This window comes from Nioella ostreopsis (assembly GCF_004000255.1).
In the GTDB taxonomy this organism is placed as follows: domain Bacteria; phylum Pseudomonadota; class Alphaproteobacteria; order Rhodobacterales; family Rhodobacteraceae; genus Nioella; species Nioella ostreopsis.
In genome coordinates this window covers 46,608-69,796 of the sequence record NZ_RCIQ01000005.1, presented here as the reverse complement: position 1 = coordinate 69,796, position 23,189 = coordinate 46,608, and the positions used below count along the sequence as shown (strand labels likewise).

Below are 23,189 nucleotides of genomic sequence, written 5' to 3'. Positions count from 1 at the left end.
CCAATGCCGTCCGACCCCCGCATGGGGGGCGGACGGGAAACTCTGGTCAAGGTTGGGGACTGTCCGGCCATTGGCCGGACGTCTGGTCACTCCGCCGGAACGGCCTTTTCCTCGATCCCAAGGGGATGGGAGATCTTGTTCAGCATCTCTTTCGGGCAGACCTGAAGGAAGTTCGCCTTCTCCTCCTCCCAGTGCTGCAGGATATCCGACGCCTTGCGCGATCCGGTCTCAGCCGCATGGCGCGCCACCAGGCCGTGCAGCTGATCCTCCCAGTGATCCACCGTGACCGGGCAGGTCACCAGCGTTTCCAGGTTCATATTGGTCATCGCCGCGCCCTCGGGGTCATAGAGATAGGCCATTCCACCTGTCATCCCGGCCCCGAAATTGGCCCCGATGGACCCGAGGATCACCGCAACTCCACCGGTCATGTATTCACAGCCGTTGGACCCGCAGCCCTCGATCACCACCTTCGCGCCAGAGTTCCGCACCCCGAACCGTTCGCCAGCCCGGCCCGCGGCGAACAGGTAGCCGTCGGTTGCGCCATAGAGCACCGTGTTGCCGATGATCACGTTCTCATCCGCCTTCAGCGGGCTGACCTGAGCGGGCCGCACAACAATGGTGCCCCCAGACAGGCCCTTGCCCACATAGTCATTGGCATCGCCCGACACTTCCAGCTTCAGCCCCGGCGCCGCAAAGGCCCCGAGAGACTGCCCGGCAGACCCTTCCAGCTTCACCGTCAGATGGTCGGGCTGCAACGCGTTGCGCATCCCGAAATTCTTGACGATATGGCTCGACGTCCGCGTACCGATGGTCCGCAGAGTGTTCTGTACCGCGTAAGACAGCTGCATTTTCTCGCCATCCTCAAGGAAGCGATGCGCATCCTTGACGATCTGCGCGTCCAGCGTGTCGGGCACCGCGTTGCGCGGCTTGTGCCGGTCATAGACGATGTTCTGCGACCCATCGACGGTGATCAGCAGCGGGTTCAGGTCAAGATCGTCCAGATGGGCGGACCCACGGCTGACCTGGCTCAGCAGATCGGCCCGACCGATGACCTCATCCAGCGACCGCGCGCCGATGCTGGCCAGCAATTCCCGCACTTCCTGCGCGTAGAAGGTGATCAGGTTCACCACCTTGTCGGCATTGCCGGTGAACTTGGCGCGCAGGCTTTCGTCCTGCGTGCAGACGCCGACCGGGCAGGTGTTCGATTGGCACTGGCGCACCATGATGCATCCCATGGCAATCAGCGCAGCGGTGCCGATGCCGTATTCCTCGGCCCCCATCATCGCCGCCATGACGATATCGCGGCCGGTGCGCAGGCCCCCGTCGGTGCGCAGCGTCACGCGGCCCCGCAGGTTGTTCATCGCCAGCACCTGATGCGCCTCGGTCAGACCCATTTCCCAGGGCAGACCCGCGAACTTGATCGAGGTGGCAGGCGATGCGCCGGTGCCGCCGTTATGACCCGAGATCAGGATCACATCGGCCTTGGCCTTGGCCACACCGGCGGCAATGGTGCCAACGCCCGAGGAGGCCACCAGCTTCACCGTCACCTTGCAGCGCGGGTTGATCTGCTTGAGGTCATAGATCAGCTGCGCCAGGTCCTCGATGGAATAGATATCGTGGTGCGGCGGCGGGCTGATCAGGGTCACGCCCTTGGTCGAATGGCGCAGCCGCGCAATCAGGTCGGTGACCTTCATGCCGGGCAGCTGGCCACCCTCGCCGGGCTTGGCACCCTGCGCGACCTTGATCTCCAGTTCCTCGCAGTGGTTGAGGTATTCGGCGGTCACGCCGAAGCGGCCCGAGGCAACCTGCTTGATCTTGGCAGACGGGTTGTCACCATTGGGCTCCGGCACGAAATGCGCCGGATCTTCGCCGCCTTCACCGGAATCCGACTTCGCGCCGATCCGGTTCATCGCCACGTTCAGCGTCTTGTGCGCCTCGGGCGACAGCGCGCCCAGGGACATGCCCGGCGTGACGAAGCGCTTGCGGATCGAGGTGATGCTTTCCACCTCTTCAATCGGGATCGCCTTGCCAAGCGGCTTGATGTCCAGAAGGTCGCGCAGATGAATGGGCGGGTTCGCCTTCATCTTGGCCGAATACTGCTTCCACATCTCGTAGGACGCGGTGTTGCAGGCCATCTGCATCATGTGCATCGTCTGCGCTTCCCAGGCGTGCTTCTCGCCCGACCGGCGCGCCTTGTAGAAGCCGCCAATGGGCAGAATGTCGGTCTGCGACAGCCAGCCCTTGGCGTGCACTTCCTCGGCCTTGCGCTGCAACCCGCTGACCCCGATCCCCGAAATGCGGGAAATCATGCCGGGGAAGTATTCCGCCACCATGGCGCGGGAAAGGCCCACGGCCTCGAAGTTCAGGCCACCGCGATAGGAGGAGATCACCGAGATACCCATCTTCGCCATGATCTTCAGCAGGCCCTGATCGATCGCATTGCGATAACGCGCCATGGCTTCGGTCAGGCTGCAATCCAGCAACCCCCGGTCGATCCGATCGGCCAGACTGTCCTGCGCCAGATAGGCGTTCACGGTGGTGGCACCCGCGCCGATCAGAACGGCGAAGTAATGCGGGTCGATACATTCCGCCGAGCGCACATTGATCGAACAGAAGGTGCGCAGCCCCTGCTTGGTCAGCCAGCTATGAACGGCGCTGGTCGCCAGAATCATCGGCATGGCGATGCGGTTTTCGCTCTGGCCCCGGTCGGTCAGCACCAGATGGCCCGCGCCAGAGCGCACGGCATCTTCCGCCTCGCGCCGGATCCGCGCCAGTTCCTCACGCAGCAGGCCCTGCCCGCCACCGGCGGGGAAGGTGCAGTCGATATTCACCACGCTGTCGCCGAACTGGGTCAACAACTCCTCGAACTGGGCATTTGTCACGAAGGGGCTTTCCAGAACCAGAATCTCGGTCTGGCTGCTATCCTCGTCCAGCACGTTCTTGAGGTTGCCGAAGCGGGTCTTCAGGCTCATCACCCGGTATTCGCGCAAGCTGTCAATCGGCGGGTTCGTCACCTGGCTGAAGTTCTGGCGGAAGAAGTGGCTCAGCGGCCGGTACTGCTTTGACAGCACGGCAGAGGGCGTGTCATCGCCCATCGAGGCCAGCGTTTCCTTCCCATCCTCGGCCATTGGCGCAAGGATCTGTTCCAGCTCTTCGATGCTGTAGCCCGCCGCGATCTGGCGCTGACGCAACTCACCGCCGCTGAACGCCGCCGATTCCGTCAGACCCTCGGTCTGCTCGCCAAGGTCCACGACCTTTTCCACCCAGTCCCCGAAGGGACGGCTGGCGGCCAGCGCATCTTTCATCTCGGTGTCGTGGTAGAGCTTTGCCTCTGCCATATCGACGGCAATCATCTGCCCCGGCCCAAGCGCGCCTTTCTCGACCAGCCCGGCCTCGTTTACCGGCACCATCCCGGCCTCGGAACCCGCGATCAGCAGACCCTCACCGGTTACCACATAGCGCATCGGGCGCAGCCCGTTCCGGTCGAGCCCGGCGCAGACCCAACGGCCATCGGTCATGGCCAGCGCTGCGGGGCCGTCCCAGGGCTCCATCACGCTGTTGCAATAGGCATACATATCGCGCCACGCCTCGGGCAGTTCGGTCGAAGTCTTGGACCAGGCCTCTGGCACCAGCATCGTCTTGGCCATCGGCGCGTTGCGGCCCGCGCGGACCAGCACTTCGAAGACGGAATCGAGCGCCGCCGAGTCCGACGACCCGCCCGCCACGATCGGTTTGATATCCTCGGCAAGCTCCCCGAAATAGGACGACGCCATGCGGATCTCGTGGCTCTTCATCCAGTTCAGGTTGCCCTTCAGCGTGTTGATCTCGCCGTTATGGGCCAGCATGCGGAAGGGCTGCGCCAGCCACCATTGCGGAAAGGTGTTGGTGGAATAGCGCTGGTGATAGATGGCAAAGGCGCTTTCGAACCGGTCATCTTGAAGGTCGGGATAAAACTCGCTGACCTGCTCGGCCAGCATCATGCCCTTGTAGATGATCGACCGGCAGGACAGCGAACACAGGTAGAGCCCGTTGATCCCGGCGGCAGACGCCGCCTTCTCGATCCGGCGGCGGATGACGTAAAGCTCGCGCTCAAACGTTTCCTCATCCACACCCTTGGAATTCGAAATCAGAATCTGTTCGATCTCCGGCCGCGTCGCGTTGGCCTTTTCTCCCAGACAGGTCACATCCACCGGCACATGACGCCAGCCATAGATGTAATACCCCATCCGCAATACTTCGCTTTCCACGATGGTCCGGCAGGTTTCCTGCGCCCCGAAATCGCTGCGCGGCAGGAAGACCTGACCGACCGCCATCAGCGCATCCATATCCGGTTCATGGCCCGTGCGGCGGATCTGGTCATAGAAGAACGAGGCCGGGATCTGCACATGGATGCCTGCGCCATCGCCGGTCTTGCCGTCTGCATCGACCGCGCCCCGGTGCCAGATCGCCTTCAGCGCGGTGATCCCTGCCTCGACCACCTGACGGGTCGGTTTCCCATCCAGCGACACGACAAGGCCAACCCCGCAGGAGGAATGCTCCTCCTCCTCGATATACATGCCGTTCTCGGCCATCCACTTGCGCTTGGCCTCTTCGGCGGCGACCCAAGATGCATCGTATTTGGTCATTGAGGCTCTCCTTCTACGGGGGATCGGGTCGCGGCCCGTCCAATCATCTGCTGTGCGCGGGTGGTCATGACATCATGTCCCCGCAATCATAGAGCGGCGTCGCGCTCAGGAATCCGGGCTCGCCCGGTTCGGCGAACTCCATGGGGGAACTGTCGCTTTCTCTCTGTTCGCCATTGGGCAGGGTCGTCACCTCGACTCCGCCGAAGAACATCCGCCAGTCTTCGCTGACGAACTGGCCGCCCTCGACGCGGCGGGGGCCTTCGCCCAGATCGTATTCATAGGAAAACTGGGTGCGGTTCAGAATACGACCGTCGATTTCCACCGTTTCGCCGGTCAGCCGGTCGAATCCGGTATAGTCGCGCTGAATGCGCTGACCCGACCCGGTTTCGTGGATGGTCGAGAAGGACATGGAATCGGTGCCGGTCGCAAAAAGATCGGTGATCGAGGCCGGATCGTCCTCTGGCTCGATCAGCGTGTTCTGCGCGCCGCTGCGCAGTTCATAGGACAGCAGCCAGCGGAACTCGGCATCGGTGAAGGACAGGTAGAACGGCCCGTCCTCATCCATCGACAGCCGCCAATGGGTGCCTTCGGGGTCGCCCTCGCAGGTCCAGTTATGGGACACCACGCAGCCGCGCGATTGGGTCGTCAGAAAGGCGGTGCAACCGGGCGGCGGCGTCACTGTCGGGCCCTGTTGTGCGTGGACCGGGGTGGGTGCCAGAACGCTCGTGCCCACAGCGACCGAAACGGTAAACGCGGTGGTGAGGAGGTAACGATTGATCAAGCATACCATGTCAGCAGTCCTTCCCTAATTCCGTTCGGCCCCGAGCCGTATGTCTTCAAATTCCGTATCCTGTCTGCACAGGGGGTGCATGGGGGGTGTACAGGGGGTGTACGGGTGGCACCCCCCTGTTTTCGGCCTATTCCGCCGCGACACCCGTGCTTGCGGCGAGTTTCGACAGGATGTCCTCTGCCGCCTCGCGCCCGTCCCGAATGGCCCAGACCACAAGGCTCGCCCCGCGCTGGATATCGCCCACAGCATAGACGCCCGGCAGATTGGTTTCATGGGTGCGGAAGTCCGCCTTGACGGTGCCCCAACGGGTCACGTCCAGCTCGGGCGTGTTCCAAAGCGCAGGCAGAGCTTCCGGCTCGAACCCGAGCGCCTTGATCACCAGATCGGCCTCTTCCACATAGTCAGCGCCGTCCACCACTTCGGGGCTGCGGCGCCCGGATGCGTCGGGCTGGCCAAGGCGCATCTGCTGCACCATGACGCCGGTCACAGGATCCCCGGCGAAGCCCTTGGGCGCGGTCAGCCAGACAAACTCGACGCCCTCTTCCTCGGCATTCTGCACTTCTCGCTGAGAGCCGGGCATATTGGCGCGGTCACGGCGATAGAGGCACTTCACGCTTTCGGCGCCCTGCCGGATCGCGGTGCGCACACAGTCCATCGCGGTATCGCCGCCGCCGATTACGACGACCTTCTTGCCTTCTGCGTTCAACTCGCCCGACTCGAATTCCGGCACGCTGTCGCCGAAGCTCAGGCGGTTCGAGGCGGTCAGGTAGTCAATCGCATTGACGATCCCGGCGGCACCCGATCCGGGGCCGGCCAGATCGCGGGTCTTGTAGACTCCGGTGGCGATGACCACGAAATCATGCTTCTCGCGGATCTCGGCAAAGCTGATGTCGTCGCCTACGGTGCAGTTCATTACAAAGGTGATGCCGCCCGCCTCCAGCTGCTGGTTGCGGCGCATGACCACGTCTTTTTCCAGCTTGAAGCCGGGGATGCCATAGGTCAGCAGCCCGCCCGCGCGGTCATAGCGGTCATAGACTGTGACCTGCAGTCCGGCGCGGCGCAGCATGTCGGCGGCGGCAAGGCCACCCGGGCCCGCGCCGATGATGCCCACGCTTTCGGGACGTTCCTGAGAGGGGCTGATCGGCTTGACCCAACCCTGTTCCCACGCGGTATCGGTGATGTATTTCTCGACCGAGCCGATGGTCACGGTGCCGTGGCCCGACTGCTCGATCACGCAGTTGCCTTCGCACAGACGGTCTTGCGGGCAGATGCGGCCGCAAATCTCGGGGAAAGTGTTGGTCGCCTGGCTGATCTCATAGGCTTCCTGCAACCGGCCCGTCGCGGTCAGGCGCAGCCAGTCGGGGATGTTGTTGTGCAGCGGGCAATGGGACTGGCAATAGGGCACGCCACACTGGCTGCAGCGGCTGGCCTGTTCCTCGGCCTTGGCGGCCACGTATTCGCCGTAGATTTCATTGAAATCATGCGCGCGCTCTGTCGCGGAGCGCTTTTCGGGCATGGACTTGCCCACGGTCACGAATTTCAGCATCTTCTCAACAGCCATGGCGTGCCTTTCCGGTTCCTTTGGGATCAGCTAGGAAAGTCCCTATAACTCTGCTCTCAGGACATGAAAAGACAGCAATGCTGACCTATTATCCAGAAAAAAGCGCCGTGCGCGGCCACCTGCAAGCATTGCATCACGCAAATATGTCATACTTGCTGACTCATAATTCAGTATCTGCCTTATTTTCAAACTCTTACACGATCTCCAATCCGCAGGTTGATGGACCCCGACTATGACACTCTTCCATTTATTTATCGTTGCCGTGATCCAGGGACTGACCGAGTTCCTGCCGATCTCCTCTTCCGGGCACCTGATTCTCCTGCCTCAACTCACCGGCATGGCCGATCAGGGACAGGTGATCGACGTCGCCGTTCACGTCGGAACACTCGGCGCTGTGGTGCTCTATTTCTGGCGCGATGTGCGGGCAGCCATCATCGGAACAGGTCATCTGGTAACGGGTCGCAACGGCAGCGCAGAGTCTCGTCTGGCCCTCGGCCTGATCCTCGCGACGATCCCGGTCATCCTCTTCGGGCTGGCGCTGAAACTGACCGGACTGGACGACTCGCTGCGGTCGATGACCGTGATCGGCTGGACCATGCTGATCTTTGGCATTGTGCTCTATTGGGCAGATCAGAACGGCGCTGAGACGCTTGAAGCGCGGGATTGGAACCTGAAGCACGCGCTGATCATGGGGCTGTGGCAGGCGATCGCGCTGATCCCCGGCACCTCCCGGTCGGGCATCACTATCACCGCGGCACGGTATCTGGGCTTTGAACGCCACGACGCGGCCCGTCTGTCGATGCTGATGTCGATCCCGACGATCCTGGCCTCTGGCGTGCTGCTCGGGGCGGAGGTCATTGCCACGGCAGACGCAGAGGCCGCAAGGAACGGCGCCATCGCCGCCGCCATGGCCTTCGTCGCAGCCCTCGCGGCGCTGACCTTCATGATGCGGCTGCTGCGCAGCGTCAGTTTCACCCCATATGTGATCTATAGGGTGATCCTTGGGGTGATCCTGCTGGTGATCGCCTACACTTAGGTGTTGCGCAGGTTGCGGGCGCTGTCCTGAAGGGCGGAATACTGGCCACCGGGGCGATAGACCCACAGGTATTCGGCCAGAACCGCGTCCATATCCGTGGGGTCTATCCCCAGATCGGCAAAGCCCTTGGCCCCGTCAGACACCACGTTATCCCGGCGCAGCTGGCGCACCTGATCGCGGGTCAGAACACCGTTATGGATCAGCCCCACGGTCAGCGCCTGCATGGCGCCAAAGCCAAAGGCCATGACCGAGCCGACCCAGAAGGGCAGATTCACGATCAGGCGGCGGCGGCGGATCACACCCAGCATCTTGACCATCAGGTCATGCAGGGTTTCCACATCGGGACCACCAAGTTCGTAGATCCCGGCCTCGGCCTGACCCAGCACCCCGGCCACAGCCGCCTTCGCCACGTCATCGACATAGACCGGCTGGAACCGCGAATTGCCACCGACCAGCGGCAGAACAGGCCCGAGCTTGGTCATCTTGGCGAAGCGGTTGAAGAACTCGTCCTCGGTTCCGAAGATCACGGAGGGGCGCAGGATCACGGCACCGGGGAAATGCGCCTGCACGGCGGCCTCTCCCTCGGCCTTGCTGCGGGCATAGTCGCTGTCGGACTCGGCGTTCGCGCCAATCGCTGACAGGTGCACCAGCTGGCCAACACCGGCCTCAGCCGCCAACCGCGCAATCCGCGCGGCACCCTCGGTCTGGACGGCCTCGAACCCGTTCTTGCCGCGTTCGGTCAGAACACCCACGCAGTTCACCACAGCATCGGCCCCTGCAATCGCGGCGGCGACGGATGCATCGTCGCGGATATTGGCAAGGATCGGTTCGACCTGGCCGACGGCACCATAGGGGCGCACGAAAATCGCTTCGTTCGGGCGGCGCACAGCAACGCGCACGCGCCAGCCTTCCTTGGCCATGCGGCGCGCGATGTAGCGGCCCACGAATCCAGACCCGCCAAAGATGGTCACGAGTTTCGACATGCCTAGTCCCTCCGGTCTCGAGTTAGCGCCCGTGATACGCGCGCAAACCTTGCAGGACAAGGCGCAAATCGTCCCGGCAAGGGGCGGCAGAACCGCCCGCCCGGGAAGAAATCATTTTTTTGCATCGAGGCCCGTTGACAGTCCCCGACAGTGGCGATATCTGCCCCGTCACGACACCTGCCCAGGTGGCGGAATTGGTAGACGCGCTGGCTTCAGGTGCCAGTGACCGCAAGGTCGTGGAGGTTCGAGTCCTCTCCTGGGCACCATTAAATCAACACCGCTGATTGATTTAAGACCGTTTCGTCAAAGCCCCGAATTCCCCGATTCCCCTGCTCGCCCGGATAGTCGATGATGCAGCCCGGTCTCGGGCATTTCCAGCGCCTTCGCCAAATCGCGCGCGCCATGGCCCAGGGCGTCAACCGGTTTGCGAACCGCCTCCAAGTCATCGTTCCGCTTGCCGTAATTGCCATTCGCATGCGCGCAGCCCTGCCGGTCGGCGGTGGTGTCGAGATCATCGCCGGTTCACATCCGATCAACAAACATCTCCGGCGCTTGACCGCCGCGCTATCGCTTCAACAGGACATGGTCTTGTCCCTCGTCGGGGGGCAACCGCTTCTGTCTTTCGGCTATCGTACTGGTTTCACGCAAGGAATCCCTCAATCCATCCAAGTGGACAGCCGCGATCCACGGACACGGTGAGCGGCTGTCCATCGGAAATGCCTGGCGTCACCCCCGTCATGCCGCTCATGGTCCCGGTCTTTCCCCCAATCCCGAATGGCCCTAGTCTGACTCCATGTATCGTCAGCTCGTTCCCATCAGTGCCCTTCTTCTCGGCTCAGCCCTGCTGCTGTTCGCAGGCGGCATCAACAGCCTGATCCTGCCCGTGCGCGGGTCCGAGGAAGGCTTCTCGGCCGCCGCGCTTGGCTTTCTCGGCACCGGTTGGGCCATAGGCTATGTGCTTGGCTGTCTCTACATCCCGAGGCTGGTGGCCTCGGTCGGCCATATCCGCACCTTCGGCGTCATGTGCGCCTGCGCGTCGGTCGCGATTCTCAGCCAGGCGCTGGTGGTCGAGGCCTGGGCCTGGATCCCGACCCGCGCGGTGTCGGGGTTCAGCTTCGCCGGGGCGGCGATGATCGTGGAAAGCTGGCTCAACGACCGGGCCGAACCCTCGACCCGTGGCCGCATCTTCGCGATCTATTCCATGGTCAATCTCGCCGCCAGCACCGCAGGCCAGATGGTCATTGCGCTTGGCGACGCCAGCGGCTTTCTGTTCTTCGCGCTTGGCGCGATGGTCTACAGCCTCGCGCTGATCCCCACGGCGATCTCCACCACGCAAAGCCCGGTGCCGCTGACCACGGTCCGGCTTGATCTGCGGGTGCTGTGGAACAACTCGCCCGTCGCGGTGGTGGCGGTGTTCCTCGTGGGGATCTCCAACAGCGCCTTTGGCACATTGTCCGCCGTCTATGCCGATAGGGTGGGGCTGGACCTGTCGTCGATTGCGCTTTTTGCCAGCCTGCCCATCCTGGCGGGGGCGGTGGCGCAGATCCCCTTCGGGATCTTCTCGGACCGGATGGACCGGCGCAAGGTGCTGGTGGTGACCGCGATGCTGGCGCTGGCCGCTGACGTCACCTTCACGGCGCTGCAACCCGAGGGCCAGATCCTGAACCTTGTGCTGGCCAGCGTCTTTGGCGCGGCCATCTTCGCGATGTATCCGATCATCGTGGCTCATGCCAATGACCACGCGCCGCCGGGCACCTCCATCCAGGTCTCGGGCGGGCTTTTGATGGTCTATGGCATCGGCGCCATCGTCGGGCCGCTGATCGCGGGCCAGATCATGGACCCGTTCGGCCCGCGCGGCCTGTTCATGACCACAATCGCCGCGCATGTGGTAATGATCGTCTTCACGATCTGGCGGATCAGCCGCCGCGCCGCCGTGGCCGAGGCCGACAAGGGCGATTTTCACGCCAGCATGCCCGCCCGCATCGCCACCCCAGAAACCGCCGCGCTCCAGGAAGGCGAGGATGAGGCCGAGCTGCTTACAGCCCCTGCCGGGGACGAGTCGGAAAACGATCTGCCCTAGGTGTCATTCCCCGCGCAGCAGGTGATCGGGCGAGTCCCAGGGTTGCGCCATTGGCGGCCTCGCGCGGCGAATGCGGCCCCGGATCGGGTTGGCCGCCACGCCAGCCAGCCGGATGCCATCGGAATTGGCGAAGCGGGCCTGTAGTTCGGCCCGCCCCCGTGTTCCGAAGAGGGCATAAAGAGCGGCGGCGTATTTCTTGAACGTGCCCTGGCTGACCCCCATGGCCCGCGCCGCCTCGGCCATCCCCGCGCCGGTCAGCAGATGTGCCAGAGCTTCGCGCTGGCGCGTTGTCAGGCCGTGTACCGGCGACTGGCTGTCCGCCAGCCGTGTACCGACGAGCGGTGCCAGGCCGAGTGTCAGCAGTCGCATCAGTTTCCGGTCCTCTGGCGTGAAAAACGGGTCCTCGCGCCCGCGGACGCAGACATGCATGACCGAGCGCGGGGGACCTTTTCCTCCGCAGATCGGAGCAATGGCGATCAGGAAGTCCCCGATCCCGGCGTCGGCCATGTTGTCGCGATAGAAGGCCCCGCGGAAATACTCCTCGGGCGGCATGAGATCAGTGATCGAGGTTACCAGAAACTGCTTCCGCCGTGCCCGGATTGCCGCGAACAACGGATCATGGACGTGTTTTCCAGAGACCTGGTATCGGGCAAAACTGCGCGCCTGTTCAGGTGTCGGCCAATCCGTGGCGACGAAATCCAGCACCCCCGCCCGCACCGGATCGTGGATGTACGCATATTCGCCGCAATGGGCATTGATCCCGCCGAAAAGGTCGCGCAGCCCTTCGGCCAGGCTCTGCCGCCAGCCGGTCGGATCGCCGCCAAACCGCAGGCAGGCGTCCAGCAACCGGTACCCCTCGCGCAGGTTGCGCAGCGTGACATCCATGGCTTGCCCCACCCAAACCCAATAGGTCACCAAGCCAAGCGCAGTTCGCGTGAAAAGGCAATGTTGCAGGTGCGTGACCGTGTTTTTCCCCCCCTTTCGGCCCATAGAGACGCCTGCCGTCGCGCGATACTCTCGGGTCGTCTGCAAGAAACGATGGCGCGGGGCGAATCCCGTGTTGGGGGACAGAACCATGATAAGATCATCTTTCCCGGCGGCTGCGCTGGGGTGCGCGCTCTGCTGTGCCGGTATGGCTTCGGCGAACGAAACGGTTCCCACCGTCGCGCCGCCCGACGCTTTGCCGATGGGGCAACTCGTGGGGCAGGCAAGCCTGAGCTATGGTTTCAACGACAACGTGCTCTTCGTGGCCGATCAGTCCCTGTTCTTTCCCCCGGGCGGCGAACAGGCCGCCTCTTTCGCCACCCTGAGCATCGGTGCGGCCTACGAGTGGCCCGGCAGCGGCACGCTGTCGTTCGGGGTGATCGGCGGGCTCAGCGCAACTCGTTATTTCGGTGAGCAGCCCGCTGGAATGCCCCCCGGTACGGACGACCCGAGCGCCTATTCCAACGCGGCGGTCTCGGCCACGGTCTTTGCCCGTATCCGCCCCGGCGGGGCCGGTGGCCGGCTGGAGATCCTGCCAAGCTACACCTTCCGCCATGAAAGCGATGCCGATGTCGAGGCTCTTGGGCTGACCAGCCACCAACTGCGTCTGGATGCACGCTATCAGGCGTCACCTCAGCTGCGTGTGGACGGGCACCTGCTCTATCAGAACAATGATTTCAGTGTCGTCTTCCCTCAGCCCACCCGCGACCGCGATGCCGACTACACCGAGGCGGGGCTCGGCCTTGTCTACCAGACCGCACCCGGCGGGGTGGCCTTCCGCGCAGGGATCGCGCTGGAACACAACGATGCCAATGGCTCGGACTGGTCCTATGACGGGCTCCGCCTCAGCGCCGGGATCAGTGGCCCGCTGGCGGCAAACCTCTTTGGGGCGCTCGATGCCAGCATATCCGACCGCGACACCGGCATGGGCTTCACCGATCTGGTGGCGGGCGGGCGCACGGACCAGACCATCACCACACTCACCGGCCGGCTGATCTACCGCCTGAGCGACACCGGCAGCATCACCGCGACCGTCACCTACCACGACGTCAGCGCCAACAACCCCGCCTTTTCCGGCGACAGCCTGACAGGAGCGATCGGCTATGCCTTCCAATTCTGACACCGCGCCCCGTCGGCGCATCGCGCTTATCGCCGTGGCCGCGGCCGCCCTGCTGCTGACAGGCTGTGACTGCTACGACCGGGACGAGTACGGCAACTGCGCGACCCCGACCGTGAGCTATGATCTGCCCATATTCCTGTTGCTGTTCAGCTCCACCACCTGGGCCATCTCGTCGGACTGATCCAAAGCTCGCCGCTTGCATTCCGGGCCTGCGCTGGCTAGCAGTCTTGCCAACACGACAAGAGGCAAGCCCATGGACGATCTGCGCGAAAAATACCTGAAAGCCATCGCTGACGTGGCCGATGAGGCCGGTCTTGAGGATCTGCGCGTGCAGGCCCTTGGCAAGAAGGGCGAGATCAGCCTGCAGATGCGCGAGTTGGGCAAGATGACGCCCGAGCAGCGCCAGGTCGCGGGCCCGGCGCTCAATGCGCTCAAGAACGAGGTCAATTCGGCATTGGCCGCGCGCAAGGCCGCACTTGGCGATGCCGCGCTGGAAGAACGGCTGCGCGGCGAATGGCTCGACGTGACGCTGCCCGCCCGCCACCGCCGTCAGGGCACCATCCACCCGGTCAGCCAGGTCACCGAAGAGGTCACCGCGATCTTCGCCGATATGGGCTTCGCCGTCGCGGAAGGCCCGCAGATCGAAACCGACTGGTACAATTTCGACGCGCTGAACATCCCCGGTCATCACCCCGCCCGGGCCGAGATGGACACGTTCTATACGCACCGCAAGGAGGGCGACAATCGCCCGCCCCACGTGCTGCGCACCCACACCTCGCCGGTGCAGATCCGCTACATGGAACAGCACGGCACCCCCTGCCGCGTGATCGCGCCGGGCCGCGTCTACCGCGCCGATTATGACCAGACCCATACGCCGATGTTCCACCAGGTCGAGGGGCTGGCCATCGACAAGGACATCTCCATGGCGAACCTGAAATGGGTGCTGGAGGAATTCTTCTCGGCCTATTTCGGCGCCAAGGTGCGCACCCGCTTCCGCGCGTCCCACTTCCCCTTCACCGAACCCTCGGCAGAGGTCGACATCCAGTGTTCCTGGGAAGGCGGCACCGTGAAGGTGGGCGAGGGCGACGACTGGCTGGAGGTGCTGGGGTCGGGCATGGTCCACCCCCATGTGCTGCGCTCCGCCGGGGTCGATCCGGACCAGTGGCAGGGCTTTGCGTTTGGGATGGGCATCGACCGGATCGCCATGCTGAAATACGGCATCCCGGATCTGCGCGCGTTCTTCGATAGCGATCTACGGTGGCTGAGGCACTACGGGTTCAGCGCGCTCGACGTACCGGCGGTGCATTCGGGGGTGTGAGTGGGTGAAGCGGGACCAGGAATTGTTGCGCCAACTTCTGTTTGAGTTTGAAGCACAAGATGATTGGTTGATCTTGGCATCTTCTACTGACGGCATGACAGCAGAAGATCGAAGACGTTTGGGCCACCTGAAGATTCTTTGCGATGCAGGATTCGTAACGCCTGTAGCTAGCGGTACTTATCGCCTCACGAATGCTGGACACGACTATCTCGATGCTGTTCGGGATGCGGGCATTTGGAAGAAGACAAGTGACGCCGTCGCGCAGACAGGTGGATCTGTCACTCTTGAAGTGCTCAAGGCGTTGGCTGTTGGATTCACAAAAAAGCAGATTTCTGAAAGAACGGGGATCGAGCTGTAACCGCCGAGAAATAGCTCAGTCGTTCTCTCAGTTCCTGAAATGTGGCCCCCGCGCGGAACAAAGGCCGTAAGGCCGCCGCGCATCGCCGGGCCGCCCCCCGGCACGGCGATTTGGCTGCCACCTGCGCCCCCCTCACCCTTCGCACGGATGCGGCACCATAAAGCGCCCCACACGACCCTGGGATCGCCGCACCGCGGCCCGGCGATGCGCGGCGCCCGATCCCTCGTGACCGATCTCCTCCCGCGCGGGGAAAGGGCCTTCGAAGGCCCTTGGCAAGAGGTTTCGAAACCTCTTGTCCCGCGCCCGGCACCGACCGGACCGCTCTTCCTGACGGGCGGTTTTCCCTGCTGCCATTTGCGGGCGGACCGCGCCCCCGGTTCCAGTTTTCCGGCCCCGCAATCCGGCGATCCGTCTGTACGGGGGGTGTACAGGGGGTGTACGGGGGGTGCACGGGGGGTGACAGGCCGTTTTCGTGATTTCAGAGCTATGCGGATCGGGTTTCCCCGGCTAGGCTCTCTCATCTCATATTTGGAGCCATCTCATGTTCAAAGCCATAGCCCCCGCCTGTCTCGCCCTCGCCCTCGCCACCCCGGCCCTTGCCGATGAGGCGTGGAATTCTCCAACAGGACCAATCATCTACCAGGAGGACGCATTCGGCTCCGCGATCCTCAGCTTTACCAATGTCGACGGGTCTGCCGCCGAACTGGTGATCCCCGGTCTGGCCGGAAACTCCACCGAACGCGGCGTCCATCACGGCTATTTCATCGGCCAGGGCCCGCTGGAATGCGACGCCGCCATGGCCCGCCCCGGAGGCCTCGCCAGCCTCGACTGGGGCCGCGCTATTGTCAGCTTTGACCGGCCGACATTTCCGACCGGATTCACCGTGACAATGGGCGATTGCGACTACCCGCTCAGCTACTCGATCCGCGCAGACCTTCAGTAGGGGCAGAATGACTACGATCCTGATCGTCGAATCGAACCCTGCAGGCTATCCGCAAGTGGCATCGGAGTTCGTCATGGTTCTCCAAGCCATTGATGACACAACAGATATCAGGATCGTGTCCCCCTATGAGGCACCCGTCACCCGCTCCGACTTGCAGGCGGTGGACGGGGCGATCTTTACCGGTTCGGCGGTCAGCTGGGGCGTGGACGCGCCCGAGGCCGCGCCGCTTCGAGCGGCGATGGAGCAGGTGTTCGACGAAGGCATTCCCGCCTATGGGTCGTGCAACGGAATGCAACTGGCGGCCTGCCTTCTGGGCGGCATCTCCGCACCTTCCCCCAATGGGCGTGAAGACGGGCTAGCAAGGGAGGTGCAGCTGACTGAGGCCGGACGGGTGCATCCCTTTCTGAAGGGCCGGCAGACCGGTTTCACGGTCCCGTGCATCCACCGGGATGAAGTCACACGCTTGCCAAAGGGCGCGGTTCTGTTGGCTGGAAATGCTCATTCGCCGGTGCAGGCCTTTGCCTATGACAACGGGAACATCCGCTTCTGGGGGGTGCAATACCACCCGGAAATCACGCTCGCTGCAATGGCGGACATTCTCGACGAAATCGGCGGGTATCCTCAATCGCTGCGTGATGATCTGCGACTGGCCGAAACGGATGCGGGCGCGGCCCGCCGATTGGGGGCCGCGCCCGGTGACTTGCAGCCGGATCAGCGGGTGACCGAGATCCGGAACTGGTTCAACAGCCTGTCCGCTTAGGGGGCGTCAACCCGCAACGCAAACTCGGCCAGCTTGTCGCCTTCACCGTCCAGCAGCACCAGCATGTCATGGCCGGTTGCGACCAGCGAGGCACTGTCCAATACGCGCATGAAGGCGTTTTCCAGATCTCCGGCCGGGCTAAGGCAGGCCATGAAGGTCATGCCATATTCAGCCGAGGCAATGGTGCCGTCCATCATGGTGATTTCGCCGAACATGCGGTTGCACCCGGCATAGGCGGTGAACGATCCGTCCTGATCGACATTGAACTCGGTCGATGCCAGAAGCTCGGGATCGAAGGCCAGGGGCGTGCTTTGGTCATCCATGATCTCGGTCAGGCTCCATTCCCCCGCGAAGGGGATCGGATCGGACGTCGTATCTTCGACCAGAACCGGCGGTGCCAGCGGGTGATCGGGCAGAGGATGGCCAAGGAGGGCCGCCTGCGGGAAGCGCTCTGCCGCCATCTCACGGATGAACGCCTCGGCCATGCCGAAGGCTGACCCTTGTGGCATGGGATGCGCAAAGGCGGAGGGGCCGGGGAAATGGCCCTGCTGAATGATCACCATGTCCGCATGGGCAGCGGGCGCAGCGAGAAGGGCCGCCAAAGCGGCGGCACGGAACGTAAGGGGGCGCATGAAAGCTCCTTTCAGTTGGGGTGCAACCCCCGCATCATCGCTTGTGGGTCGGCTGAGCGTGGCAAAGGGTTCAATCTGCGCCCGCCGCTTCCATTCCGTCTGCAACTGCGCTAAGCGCGGGCGGGATAGACGCAAGGGACGAACACGATGAAATTCACCCTCTCCTGGTTGAAGGACCACCTGGACACCACCGCCTCGCTCGATGAGATCTGCGAAGTGCTGAACGACATCGGGCTGGAGGTCGAAGGGGTCGAAGATCGCGCCTCGCGTCTCAAGGAATTTACCCTCGCCAAGGTCACCCATGCCGAGAAACACCCGGAGGCCGACCGGCTGCGCGTGTGCAAGGTGGAGACCGACGAAGGCGAGATGCAGATCATCTGTGGCGCCCCCAATGCGCGGGCCGGGATCACCGTGGTTCTGGCCAAGCCGGGCAGCTATATTCCCGGTCTCGACATCACGATTGGCGTCGGCAAGATCCGCGGGATCGAGAGCTACGGGATGATGGCATCCGAGCGGGAGCTGGAGCTGTCGGACGAGCATGACGGCATCATCGAGCTGCCCTCGGGCGAGGTGGGCGACCGCTTCGTCGACTGGCTGGCGGCGAATGATCCGTCCAAGGTCGATCCGGTGATCGAGATCGCGATTACGCCGAACCGGCAGGACGCGCTTGGCGTGCGCGGCGTGGCCCGCGACCTGGCCGCGCGCGGCCTTGGCACGCTGAAGCCGCTTGACGACGTGACCGTACCGGGCCAGTTTCCGTGCCCGATTGGGGTCAGCATCGACGCCGACACGCTGGACGATTGCCCTCATTTCACCGGCCGCCTGATCAAGGGCGTCAAGAACGGCCCCTCGCCCCAGTGGTTGCAGGACCGGCTGCGCGCCATTGGTCTGCGGCCCATCTCGGCGCTGGTCGATGTCACCAACTTCTTCACCTATGACCAGAACCGCCCGCTGCACGTTTTCGACGCCGACAAGGTCAAGGGTAATCTGCGGGTGCACAAGGCCCAGGGTGGTGAGACGCTTGTCGCTCTGGACGACAAGGAATACACGTTCCAGCCGGGCCAGATCGCCATTTCCGATGATGAAGCGGTGGAAAGCATCGCGGGCATCATGGGCGGCGATCCGACCGGCTGCACCGAGGAAACGGTCAACGTCTTCCTCGAAAGCGCCTATTGGGATCCGATCCGCACCGCCTATACGGGCCGCGATCTGAAGATCCACTCCGACGCGCGCTACCGGTTCGAACGCGGCGTGGACCCGGACTACACCCTGCCGGGGCTGGAAGCGGCGACGCAGATGATCCTCGATCTCTGCGGCGGCGAGGCGTCGGAGGTGGTCGAGGCTGGGGCCGCTCTGAACACCGCGCGCAGCTACAAGCTCGATACCGCGCGGGTGATCAGCCTTGTGGGCATGGAGATCCCGAAAGAGGAACAGGCGCGCATCCTGACCGCGCTCGGCTTCTCGGCCACCGGGTCCGGTGACGTGCTTGAAGTCTGGGTGCCGTCCTGGCGGCGTGACGTTCAGGGCGAGGCGGATCTGGTGGAAGAGGTCGCGCGGATCGCCTCGCTGACCAAGCTGGAACCGCAACCGCTGCGCCGCCCCAAGCCCGGCGTGCCAAAGGCCGTGCTGACGCCGATGCAGCAGCGCGAACGCGCGGCGCGGCGCACCGTGGCGGCGCTTGGCTACAACGAATGCGTGACCTACAGTTTCATCGACAAGGCCTCGGCGGCGCTCTTTGGCGGCGGTACGGATGACGTGATGCTGGAGAACCCGATTTCCAGCGAAATGAGCCATATGCGCCCTGCGTTGCTGCCGGGCCTTCTGCAAGCCGCTGCCCGCAACCAGGCGCGCGGGTTCATGGACCTGGCGCTCTTCGAGGTCGGTGCGGCCTTCCATGGGGGCGAGCCCACGGAACAGCATCTGCAGGTGGCCGGGCTGCTGATCGGCCAGAGCGGCCCGCGCGATCCGCACGGGTCCCGCCGCCCTGTCGATCTCTTCGACGTGAAAGCGGATGTGGAGGCGGTGCTGGCTGCCATGGGCGCGCCTGCCAAGGTGCAGATCCTGCGCGATGGCGATGGCTGGTGGCATCCGGGTCGTCACGGGCGCATTTGCCTTGGCCCGAAGAAGACGCTTGGCGTGTTCGGAGAGCTGCATCCCAAGGTGCTGGCGGAGATGGATGTGAAGGGACCGGCGATGGCCTTTACCCTCTTCCCCGAGGAGATTCCCATGCCGCGTAGCGCGGGAGCGAGCCGTGGTGCGCTCGACATGGCTGATCTGCAGGCGGTGGAGCGCGATTTCGCCTTCGTGGTGGATGCGGGCGTAGAGGCGGTGAACCTCGCCAACGCCGCGGCGGGGGCTGACAAGAAGCTGATCGAGGATGTGCGCATTTTCGACGAGTTCACAGGCGAGAGGGCCGAGGCGCAGATGGGGGCGGGCAAGAAATCCGTCGCGTTGAGCGTTAGGCTGCAGCCGCGTGACAAGACGCTGACCGAAGAAGAGATCGAGGCCGTTGGCGCGAAGATCGTCGAGAAGGTTGCGAAAGCCACGGGCGGGGTGCTGCGGGGCTGACCGGTTTCGCCGCCTTCGGCGTCGACCCGCGGGGGGCGCTGCCCCCCGGACCCCCCGAGGTATTTGGGCCAAGATGAAAGGGAGATCGCAATGCTGAAAGTCTATCTGTCAGGAGAGATCCACACCGATTGGCGTGAGCAGATCATCGCCGGGGCCGAGGGGTTGGATGTGGTGTTCTCTGCGCCGGTCACGGACCATGACGCCAGCGACGATTGCGGTGTGGCGATCATGGGCGCGGAAGCGGACAAGTTCTGGCATGACCACAAGGGCGCCAAGCTGAACGCCATCCGCACCCGGCGAGGGATCGAGCAGGCGGATGTGGTCGTTGTGCGCTTCGGTGAGAAATACAAGCAGTGGAACGCGGCCTTTGACGCGGGATATGCGGCGGCGCTTGGCAAATCGGTGATCGTGCTGTCGATGCCCGAGCATCAGCATGCGCTGAAAGAGGTGCATGCGGCGGCGCTGGCGGTGACGTCGGAGCCACGGCAGGTGGTCGAAATCTTGCGCTATGTTTTGACGGGCGCTTTGCCGTCCTGAAGCACGCGGGCGAGGCGTTGAACGGCGTCTTCCAGTTGATCTGGCGGAAAACCGGCATATCCCAGAACCAGCCCCTGCGGGCCGTCGCCCTCTGGCCAATAGGCGGAAAGGGCGCGGAGGGTCAGGCCAGCATTCACGGCGCGCCGGGCAATCGCGGTGTCACTGATGCCTGATAGAGCGGGCCCGAGGCGGCAGACGAGGTGCATGCCGGACGGGTCCGGGTCTGCGCGCAAATGGTTGGGCAGGTGACGGGACAGGGCCGCAAGCAGCACCTGCTGCCGGTCCGCATAGACCCGGCGCATGCGGCGCAGATGGGTGGCGAAGGCGCCGCTCTCCATGAACTCCGCCAGTGCCGGTTGCGGGATCAGCGAGGCGCGCGGGCCGGTTTCAGCAAGAGCCCTGCCCACGGGTTCGACCAATGTGGGCGGCAGCACCACATAGGCCAGCCGCAATGCGGGTGAAATCAGCTTCGAGAAGCTTCCGACATAGATCGTTTGCCCTGCTCCCAGAGACATCAGCGCAGGCAAGGGGGTGCCCGTATACCGAAACTCGCTGTCGTAATCGTCTTCGATGATCCATGCGTCTGACCGGGAGGCCCAGTCCAGCAAGGCTAGGCGGCGGGGCAGGGGCATGGTCATCCCAAGCGGGTAGTGGCGCGAGGGGGTGACGATGGCGGCGCGGGCATCTGCGGTCTCTGGCAGGACAGCGCCACCGGCGTCGAGCCCCATGGAAATGAGCGATAGCCCGGAACGGGTCAGGGCCGCGCGCATCGGGGCGAAGCCGGGTTGTTCGATCAGCACACGGTCGCCCCTTTGCATGAGGCTTCTCGACAGCAATTCGAAGGTCTCGGTCGCGCCAGAGGTGATCACCACCTGACCGGGCGTGCAGTCGATCCCGCGCCAGGCCTTCAGATGGGCGGCGATGGCTGCGCGCAATGCGGGCCAGCCAAGCGGGTTCGGGGCGGAGAGCAGATCGGGATGCGGATGCCGCCAGGCCCGGTCGAGATGGCGTGCCCAGGTTGCGTGGGGCAGCAGCGTCATGTCGGGGATGCCGGGGTGGAAGGGCCGGTAGGGCTGCGAAGGTTCGGGTCTGGGCAGCGGGGTCGGATCGGGCGGCGCCAGATGCGGCAGGTCCTTTGCTACGAAGCATCCGGCGCCCTGTTTGGTTTCCAGATAACCCTCGGCCACCAGTTGATCCAATGCGGTGAGTGTGGTCTGCCGGGAGACAGACAGATCCTGCGCCAGTTGGCGGCTGGCGGGCAGGCGCGCACCGGGTTTGGCGTGGCCTGACAGGATCAGACGGCGCAGGGCCTCGGTCAGTTGCATATGGAGCGGTTCTGTCGCGGCGCGATCGAGGCTGATGGCCAATAGAGCGGCGTCAATATTGGTCTGCATATTTTGTCACATATTGGATATTCTTATAAGACCAATTGCATGGCACTCCCCCGCCTGACAAGTCAGATATTCGGAGAAGGAAACGCCATGAAGCTGGAGATCACGCCGCGCACCCGCCTGCGTCGGTCGCATGAAAGGGGCCATTTCGACCGCGCGACCATTGATTCCATTCTCGACGCGCAGCCCATGTGCAGCGTCGGTTATGTGATCGACGGATTGCCTTATGTGACGCCCACCTTTCAGTGGCGTGAGGGCAATCACGTCTATTGGCACGGCTCCAGTGCCAGCCGGGCGATCCGGGCCAGCAAGGGGGCGGAGGTCTGCCTGACGGTCTCCATCCTGGATGGGTTCGTGATGGCGCGCTCCGGCATGCACCATTCGGCCAACACGCGGTCGGTGATGCTGTTCGGTACGGCCTTCGTGGTGCCGGATGAGGACAAGGAAGCGCGGCTATCGGCGTTCATTGACGGGCTCTGGCCGGGGCGGGCGGCGCAGCTCAGGCCGAACACGACGCAGGAGCTGAAGGCGACGACCGTACTGGGGATGGAGATCACCGAAGGTAGCGCCAAGATTCGCACTGGCATGCCGGTCGATGATGACGAGGATTACGCGCTGCCGATCTGGGCCGGGGTGATCCCGCTGGAAACGCGGGCCGGTCCCCTTCAGCCCGACCCGCAGAATCTGCCGGGCGTCGAGCCGCCTGCCCATCTGACCGACTACCGCTGGAAAGCGTGATCAATCGCGCGGCGGCGTGACCAGCCCGACCTGAACCGCGGGTCGGGCGAGGAACCGGTCCAGATAGGCGATGCAATTGGGGAAATCCCACCATCCCACGGCCTCTTGCGCGCCGTACATATCCAGGATGCGCAGCCAGGGGCCGGTGGCGATATCGGCGATGGAATAGCCCCCACACAGCCACTCGCGGCCGTCCAGACGCTGTTCGACAACAGACAACAGCCGCCGGGTTTCGGCGATGTAGCGGTCCTTGGGGCGGCGATCCTCGATGGCTTTACCGTCGCCGCGATAGAAGAACCCGAGCTGTCCGAACATCGGCCCGATGCCGCCCATCTGGAACATCAGCCATTGCAGGACCTCCAGACGCTCGGTCGGGGTGGTGCCATTCAGCCGCCCGGTCTTCTCGGCCAGATAGATCAGGATTGCGCCGCTTTCGAAGATGCCAACGGGCTGTCCGTCGGGGCCATCAGGGTCGATGATCGCGGGGATCTTGCCGTTAGGATTGAGCGACAGGAATTCCAGGCTTTTCACATCCAGGGGTGCAAGCGTGACCTTGTGCGCCTCGTAGGGCAGGGCCAGCTCCTCCAACGCGATGGAGACCTTGACGCCATTGGGCGTTGGAAAGGCGTAAAGCTGAATCGCATCGGGGTTCTGGGCGGGCCAGCGGGTGGTGATCGGGAAAGCTGACAGATCGGCCATGGGGTATCCTGTTTGTCGCTTGAAGTTTGTCGGATTTCTCAAGACAAACAACTGAAGATTGTGTCA

The 23,189-nt window shown here is 63.7% G+C and carries 20 protein-coding genes and 1 tRNA gene; 13 read left to right on the top strand and 8 right to left on the bottom strand.

Annotated features, from left to right (window positions below):
* Positions 1-86: 86 nt before the first annotated feature.
* The 3 genes from gltB to EP237_RS07095 all read right to left on the bottom strand — a co-directional run bounded on the left by gltB (position 87) and on the right by EP237_RS07095 (position 6,976).
* A complete protein-coding gene (gene gltB, locus EP237_RS07105; RefSeq protein WP_127559563.1) occupies positions 87-4,625 on the bottom strand; it encodes a glutamate synthase large subunit in 4,539 nt (1,512 codons plus the stop codon).
* A gap of 64 nt (positions 4,626-4,689) precedes the next feature.
* Positions 4,690-5,415 carry a hypothetical protein gene (locus tag EP237_RS07100; protein WP_127559560.1) on the bottom strand — a complete coding sequence of 242 codons (726 nt, stop codon included), beginning with the start codon at positions 5,413-5,415 and terminating at the stop codon, positions 4,690-4,692.
* 127 nt (positions 5,416-5,542) lie between these two features.
* On the bottom strand, positions 5,543-6,976 hold the full coding sequence (locus EP237_RS07095) for an NAD(P)-dependent oxidoreductase (protein ID WP_127559558.1): 1,434 nt from the start codon (positions 6,974-6,976) through the stop codon (positions 5,543-5,545).
* Positions 6,977-7,208: 232 nt separating this feature from the next.
* Between EP237_RS07095 and EP237_RS07090 the strand changes: the two genes are divergently transcribed.
* The gene (locus EP237_RS07090; RefSeq protein WP_127559556.1) at positions 7,209-8,012 is read left to right on the top strand and encodes an undecaprenyl-diphosphate phosphatase; all 804 of its coding nucleotides are present in this window, start codon (positions 7,209-7,211) and stop codon (positions 8,010-8,012) included.
* On the opposite strand, the gene EP237_RS07085 is transcribed toward EP237_RS07090, so the two are convergent.
* Entirely contained in the window at positions 8,009-8,995 is a 987-nt protein-coding gene (locus EP237_RS07085; protein ID WP_127559553.1) for a complex I NDUFA9 subunit family protein, read from the bottom strand. The genes EP237_RS07090 and EP237_RS07085 overlap by 4 nt on opposite strands.
* A gap of 179 nt (positions 8,996-9,174) precedes the next feature.
* On the opposite strand from EP237_RS07085, the gene EP237_RS07080 reads away from it, so the two are divergent.
* The 3 genes from EP237_RS07080 (at position 9,175) to EP237_RS07070 (ending at position 11,075) form a co-directional block, all read left to right on the top strand.
* Positions 9,175-9,261 (top strand) — tRNA-Leu (locus tag EP237_RS07080).
* A gap of 82 nt (positions 9,262-9,343) precedes the next feature.
* Positions 9,344-9,694 carry a hypothetical protein gene (locus EP237_RS07075; protein WP_164744645.1) on the top strand — a complete coding sequence of 117 codons (351 nt, stop codon included), beginning with the start codon at positions 9,344-9,346 and terminating at the stop codon, positions 9,692-9,694.
* A gap of 94 nt (positions 9,695-9,788) precedes the next feature.
* Positions 9,789-11,075: an MFS transporter gene (locus tag EP237_RS07070; protein WP_127559549.1), complete on the top strand. Its 1,287-nt coding sequence runs from the start codon at positions 9,789-9,791 to the stop codon at positions 11,073-11,075.
* Positions 11,076-11,078: 3 nt separating this feature from the next.
* Here the strand turns inward: EP237_RS07070 and EP237_RS07065 are convergent, their stop codons facing one another.
* Positions 11,079-11,990: a helix-turn-helix transcriptional regulator gene (locus tag EP237_RS07065; RefSeq protein ID WP_127559547.1), complete on the bottom strand. Its 912-nt coding sequence runs from the start codon at positions 11,988-11,990 to the stop codon at positions 11,079-11,081.
* A gap of 160 nt (positions 11,991-12,150) precedes the next feature.
* Between EP237_RS07065 and EP237_RS07060 the strand changes: the two genes are divergently transcribed.
* From EP237_RS07060 to EP237_RS07035, 6 genes are all read left to right on the top strand, one after another.
* Positions 12,151-13,179, top strand: coding sequence for a hypothetical protein (locus EP237_RS07060; RefSeq protein WP_127559545.1), 1,029 nt, complete (start codon positions 12,151-12,153; stop codon positions 13,177-13,179).
* The gene (locus tag EP237_RS07055) at positions 13,163-13,360 is read left to right on the top strand and encodes a hypothetical protein (protein ID WP_127559542.1); all 198 of its coding nucleotides are present in this window, start codon (positions 13,163-13,165) and stop codon (positions 13,358-13,360) included. The genes EP237_RS07060 and EP237_RS07055 overlap by 17 nt, the downstream gene beginning before the upstream one ends.
* Positions 13,361-13,432: 72 nt before the next feature.
* Entirely contained in the window at positions 13,433-14,497 is a 1,065-nt protein-coding gene (gene pheS, locus EP237_RS07050) for a phenylalanine--tRNA ligase subunit alpha (protein WP_127559540.1), read from the top strand.
* Between the two features lie 4 nt (positions 14,498-14,501).
* Positions 14,502-14,855, top strand: a complete 354-nt coding sequence (locus EP237_RS07045; RefSeq protein WP_127559538.1) for a DUF2513 domain-containing protein — start codon at positions 14,502-14,504, stop codon at positions 14,853-14,855.
* Between the two features lie 541 nt (positions 14,856-15,396).
* Positions 15,397-15,798 (top strand): hypothetical protein, encoded by a 402-nt coding sequence (locus EP237_RS07040; RefSeq protein WP_127559536.1) that lies wholly within the window; start codon positions 15,397-15,399, stop codon positions 15,796-15,798.
* A 7-nt stretch (positions 15,799-15,805) separates the two neighbouring features.
* Positions 15,806-16,558 carry a type 1 glutamine amidotransferase gene (locus EP237_RS07035; protein WP_127559534.1) on the top strand — a complete coding sequence of 251 codons (753 nt, stop codon included), beginning with the start codon at positions 15,806-15,808 and terminating at the stop codon, positions 16,556-16,558.
* Here the strand turns inward: EP237_RS07035 and EP237_RS07030 are convergent.
* Positions 16,555-17,190: an META domain-containing protein gene (locus tag EP237_RS07030; RefSeq protein WP_127559532.1), complete on the bottom strand. Its 636-nt coding sequence runs from the start codon at positions 17,188-17,190 to the stop codon at positions 16,555-16,557. The genes EP237_RS07035 and EP237_RS07030 overlap by 4 nt on opposite strands.
* A 147-nt stretch (positions 17,191-17,337) precedes the next feature.
* On the opposite strand from EP237_RS07030, the gene pheT reads away from it, so the two are divergent.
* Both pheT and EP237_RS07020 read left to right on the top strand, forming a co-directional pair.
* Positions 17,338-19,758: a phenylalanine--tRNA ligase subunit beta gene (gene pheT / locus EP237_RS07025; RefSeq protein WP_127559530.1), complete on the top strand. Its 2,421-nt coding sequence runs from the start codon at positions 17,338-17,340 to the stop codon at positions 19,756-19,758.
* Between the two features lie 90 nt (positions 19,759-19,848).
* The gene (locus tag EP237_RS07020; protein WP_127559528.1) at positions 19,849-20,295 is read left to right on the top strand and encodes a YtoQ family protein; all 447 of its coding nucleotides are present in this window, start codon (positions 19,849-19,851) and stop codon (positions 20,293-20,295) included.
* Here the strand turns inward: EP237_RS07020 and pdxR are convergent.
* The gene (pdxR, locus tag EP237_RS07015; RefSeq protein ID WP_240661558.1) at positions 20,265-21,689 is read right to left on the bottom strand and encodes a MocR-like pyridoxine biosynthesis transcription factor PdxR; all 1,425 of its coding nucleotides are present in this window, start codon (positions 21,687-21,689) and stop codon (positions 20,265-20,267) included. The two genes, EP237_RS07020 and pdxR, sit on opposite strands and share 31 nt — an antisense overlap.
* Before the next feature lie 87 nt (positions 21,690-21,776).
* Between pdxR and EP237_RS07010 the strand changes: the two genes are divergently transcribed.
* A complete protein-coding gene (locus EP237_RS07010; RefSeq protein ID WP_206052264.1) occupies positions 21,777-22,424 on the top strand; it encodes a pyridoxamine 5'-phosphate oxidase family protein in 648 nt (215 codons plus the stop codon).
* Here EP237_RS07010 and EP237_RS07005 read toward each other — a convergent pair whose 3' ends face one another.
* Positions 22,425-23,123: a glutathione S-transferase family protein gene (locus tag EP237_RS07005; protein WP_127559524.1), complete on the bottom strand. Its 699-nt coding sequence runs from the start codon at positions 23,121-23,123 to the stop codon at positions 22,425-22,427.
* Positions 23,124-23,189: the final 66 nt, after the last annotated feature.

What these genes read in the sequence shown, in the direction of transcription:
- EP237_RS07100 (WP_127559560.1), bottom strand. Translation starts at nt 5,415, where the DNA reads ATGGTATGCTTGATCAATCGTTACCTCCTCACCACCGCGTTTACCGTT.
- EP237_RS07055 (WP_127559542.1), top strand. Translation starts at nt 13,163, where the DNA reads ATGCCTTCCAATTCTGACACCGCGCCCCGTCGGCGCATCGCGCTTATC.
- EP237_RS07070 (WP_127559549.1), top strand. Translation starts at nt 9,789, where the DNA reads ATGTATCGTCAGCTCGTTCCCATCAGTGCCCTTCTTCTCGGCTCAGCC.
- EP237_RS07085 (WP_127559553.1), bottom strand. Translation starts at nt 8,995, where the DNA reads ATGTCGAAACTCGTGACCATCTTTGGCGGGTCTGGATTCGTGGGCCGC.
- EP237_RS07030 (WP_127559532.1), bottom strand. Translation starts at nt 17,190, where the DNA reads ATGCGCCCCCTTACGTTCCGTGCCGCCGCTTTGGCGGCCCTTCTCGCT.
- EP237_RS07060 (WP_127559545.1), top strand. Translation starts at nt 12,151, where the DNA reads ATGATAAGATCATCTTTCCCGGCGGCTGCGCTGGGGTGCGCGCTCTGC.
- gltB (WP_127559563.1), bottom strand. Translation starts at nt 4,625, where the DNA reads ATGACCAAATACGATGCATCTTGGGTCGCCGCCGAAGAGGCCAAGCGC.
- EP237_RS07090 (WP_127559556.1), top strand. Translation starts at nt 7,209, where the DNA reads ATGACACTCTTCCATTTATTTATCGTTGCCGTGATCCAGGGACTGACC.
- pheT (WP_127559530.1), top strand. Translation starts at nt 17,338, where the DNA reads ATGAAATTCACCCTCTCCTGGTTGAAGGACCACCTGGACACCACCGCC.
- EP237_RS07005 (WP_127559524.1), bottom strand. Translation starts at nt 23,123, where the DNA reads ATGGCCGATCTGTCAGCTTTCCCGATCACCACCCGCTGGCCCGCCCAG.
- EP237_RS07010 (WP_206052264.1), top strand. Translation starts at nt 21,777, where the DNA reads ATGAAGCTGGAGATCACGCCGCGCACCCGCCTGCGTCGGTCGCATGAA.
- EP237_RS07095 (WP_127559558.1), bottom strand. Translation starts at nt 6,976, where the DNA reads ATGGCTGTTGAGAAGATGCTGAAATTCGTGACCGTGGGCAAGTCCATG.
- EP237_RS07040 (WP_127559536.1), top strand. Translation starts at nt 15,397, where the DNA reads ATGTTCAAAGCCATAGCCCCCGCCTGTCTCGCCCTCGCCCTCGCCACC.
- EP237_RS07075 (WP_164744645.1), top strand. Translation starts at nt 9,344, where the DNA reads ATGATGCAGCCCGGTCTCGGGCATTTCCAGCGCCTTCGCCAAATCGCG.
- EP237_RS07020 (WP_127559528.1), top strand. Translation starts at nt 19,849, where the DNA reads ATGCTGAAAGTCTATCTGTCAGGAGAGATCCACACCGATTGGCGTGAG.
- pheS (WP_127559540.1), top strand. Translation starts at nt 13,433, where the DNA reads ATGGACGATCTGCGCGAAAAATACCTGAAAGCCATCGCTGACGTGGCC.
- EP237_RS07035 (WP_127559534.1), top strand. Translation starts at nt 15,806, where the DNA reads ATGACTACGATCCTGATCGTCGAATCGAACCCTGCAGGCTATCCGCAA.
- pdxR (WP_240661558.1), bottom strand. Translation starts at nt 21,689, where the DNA reads ATGCAGACCAATATTGACGCCGCTCTATTGGCCATCAGCCTCGATCGC.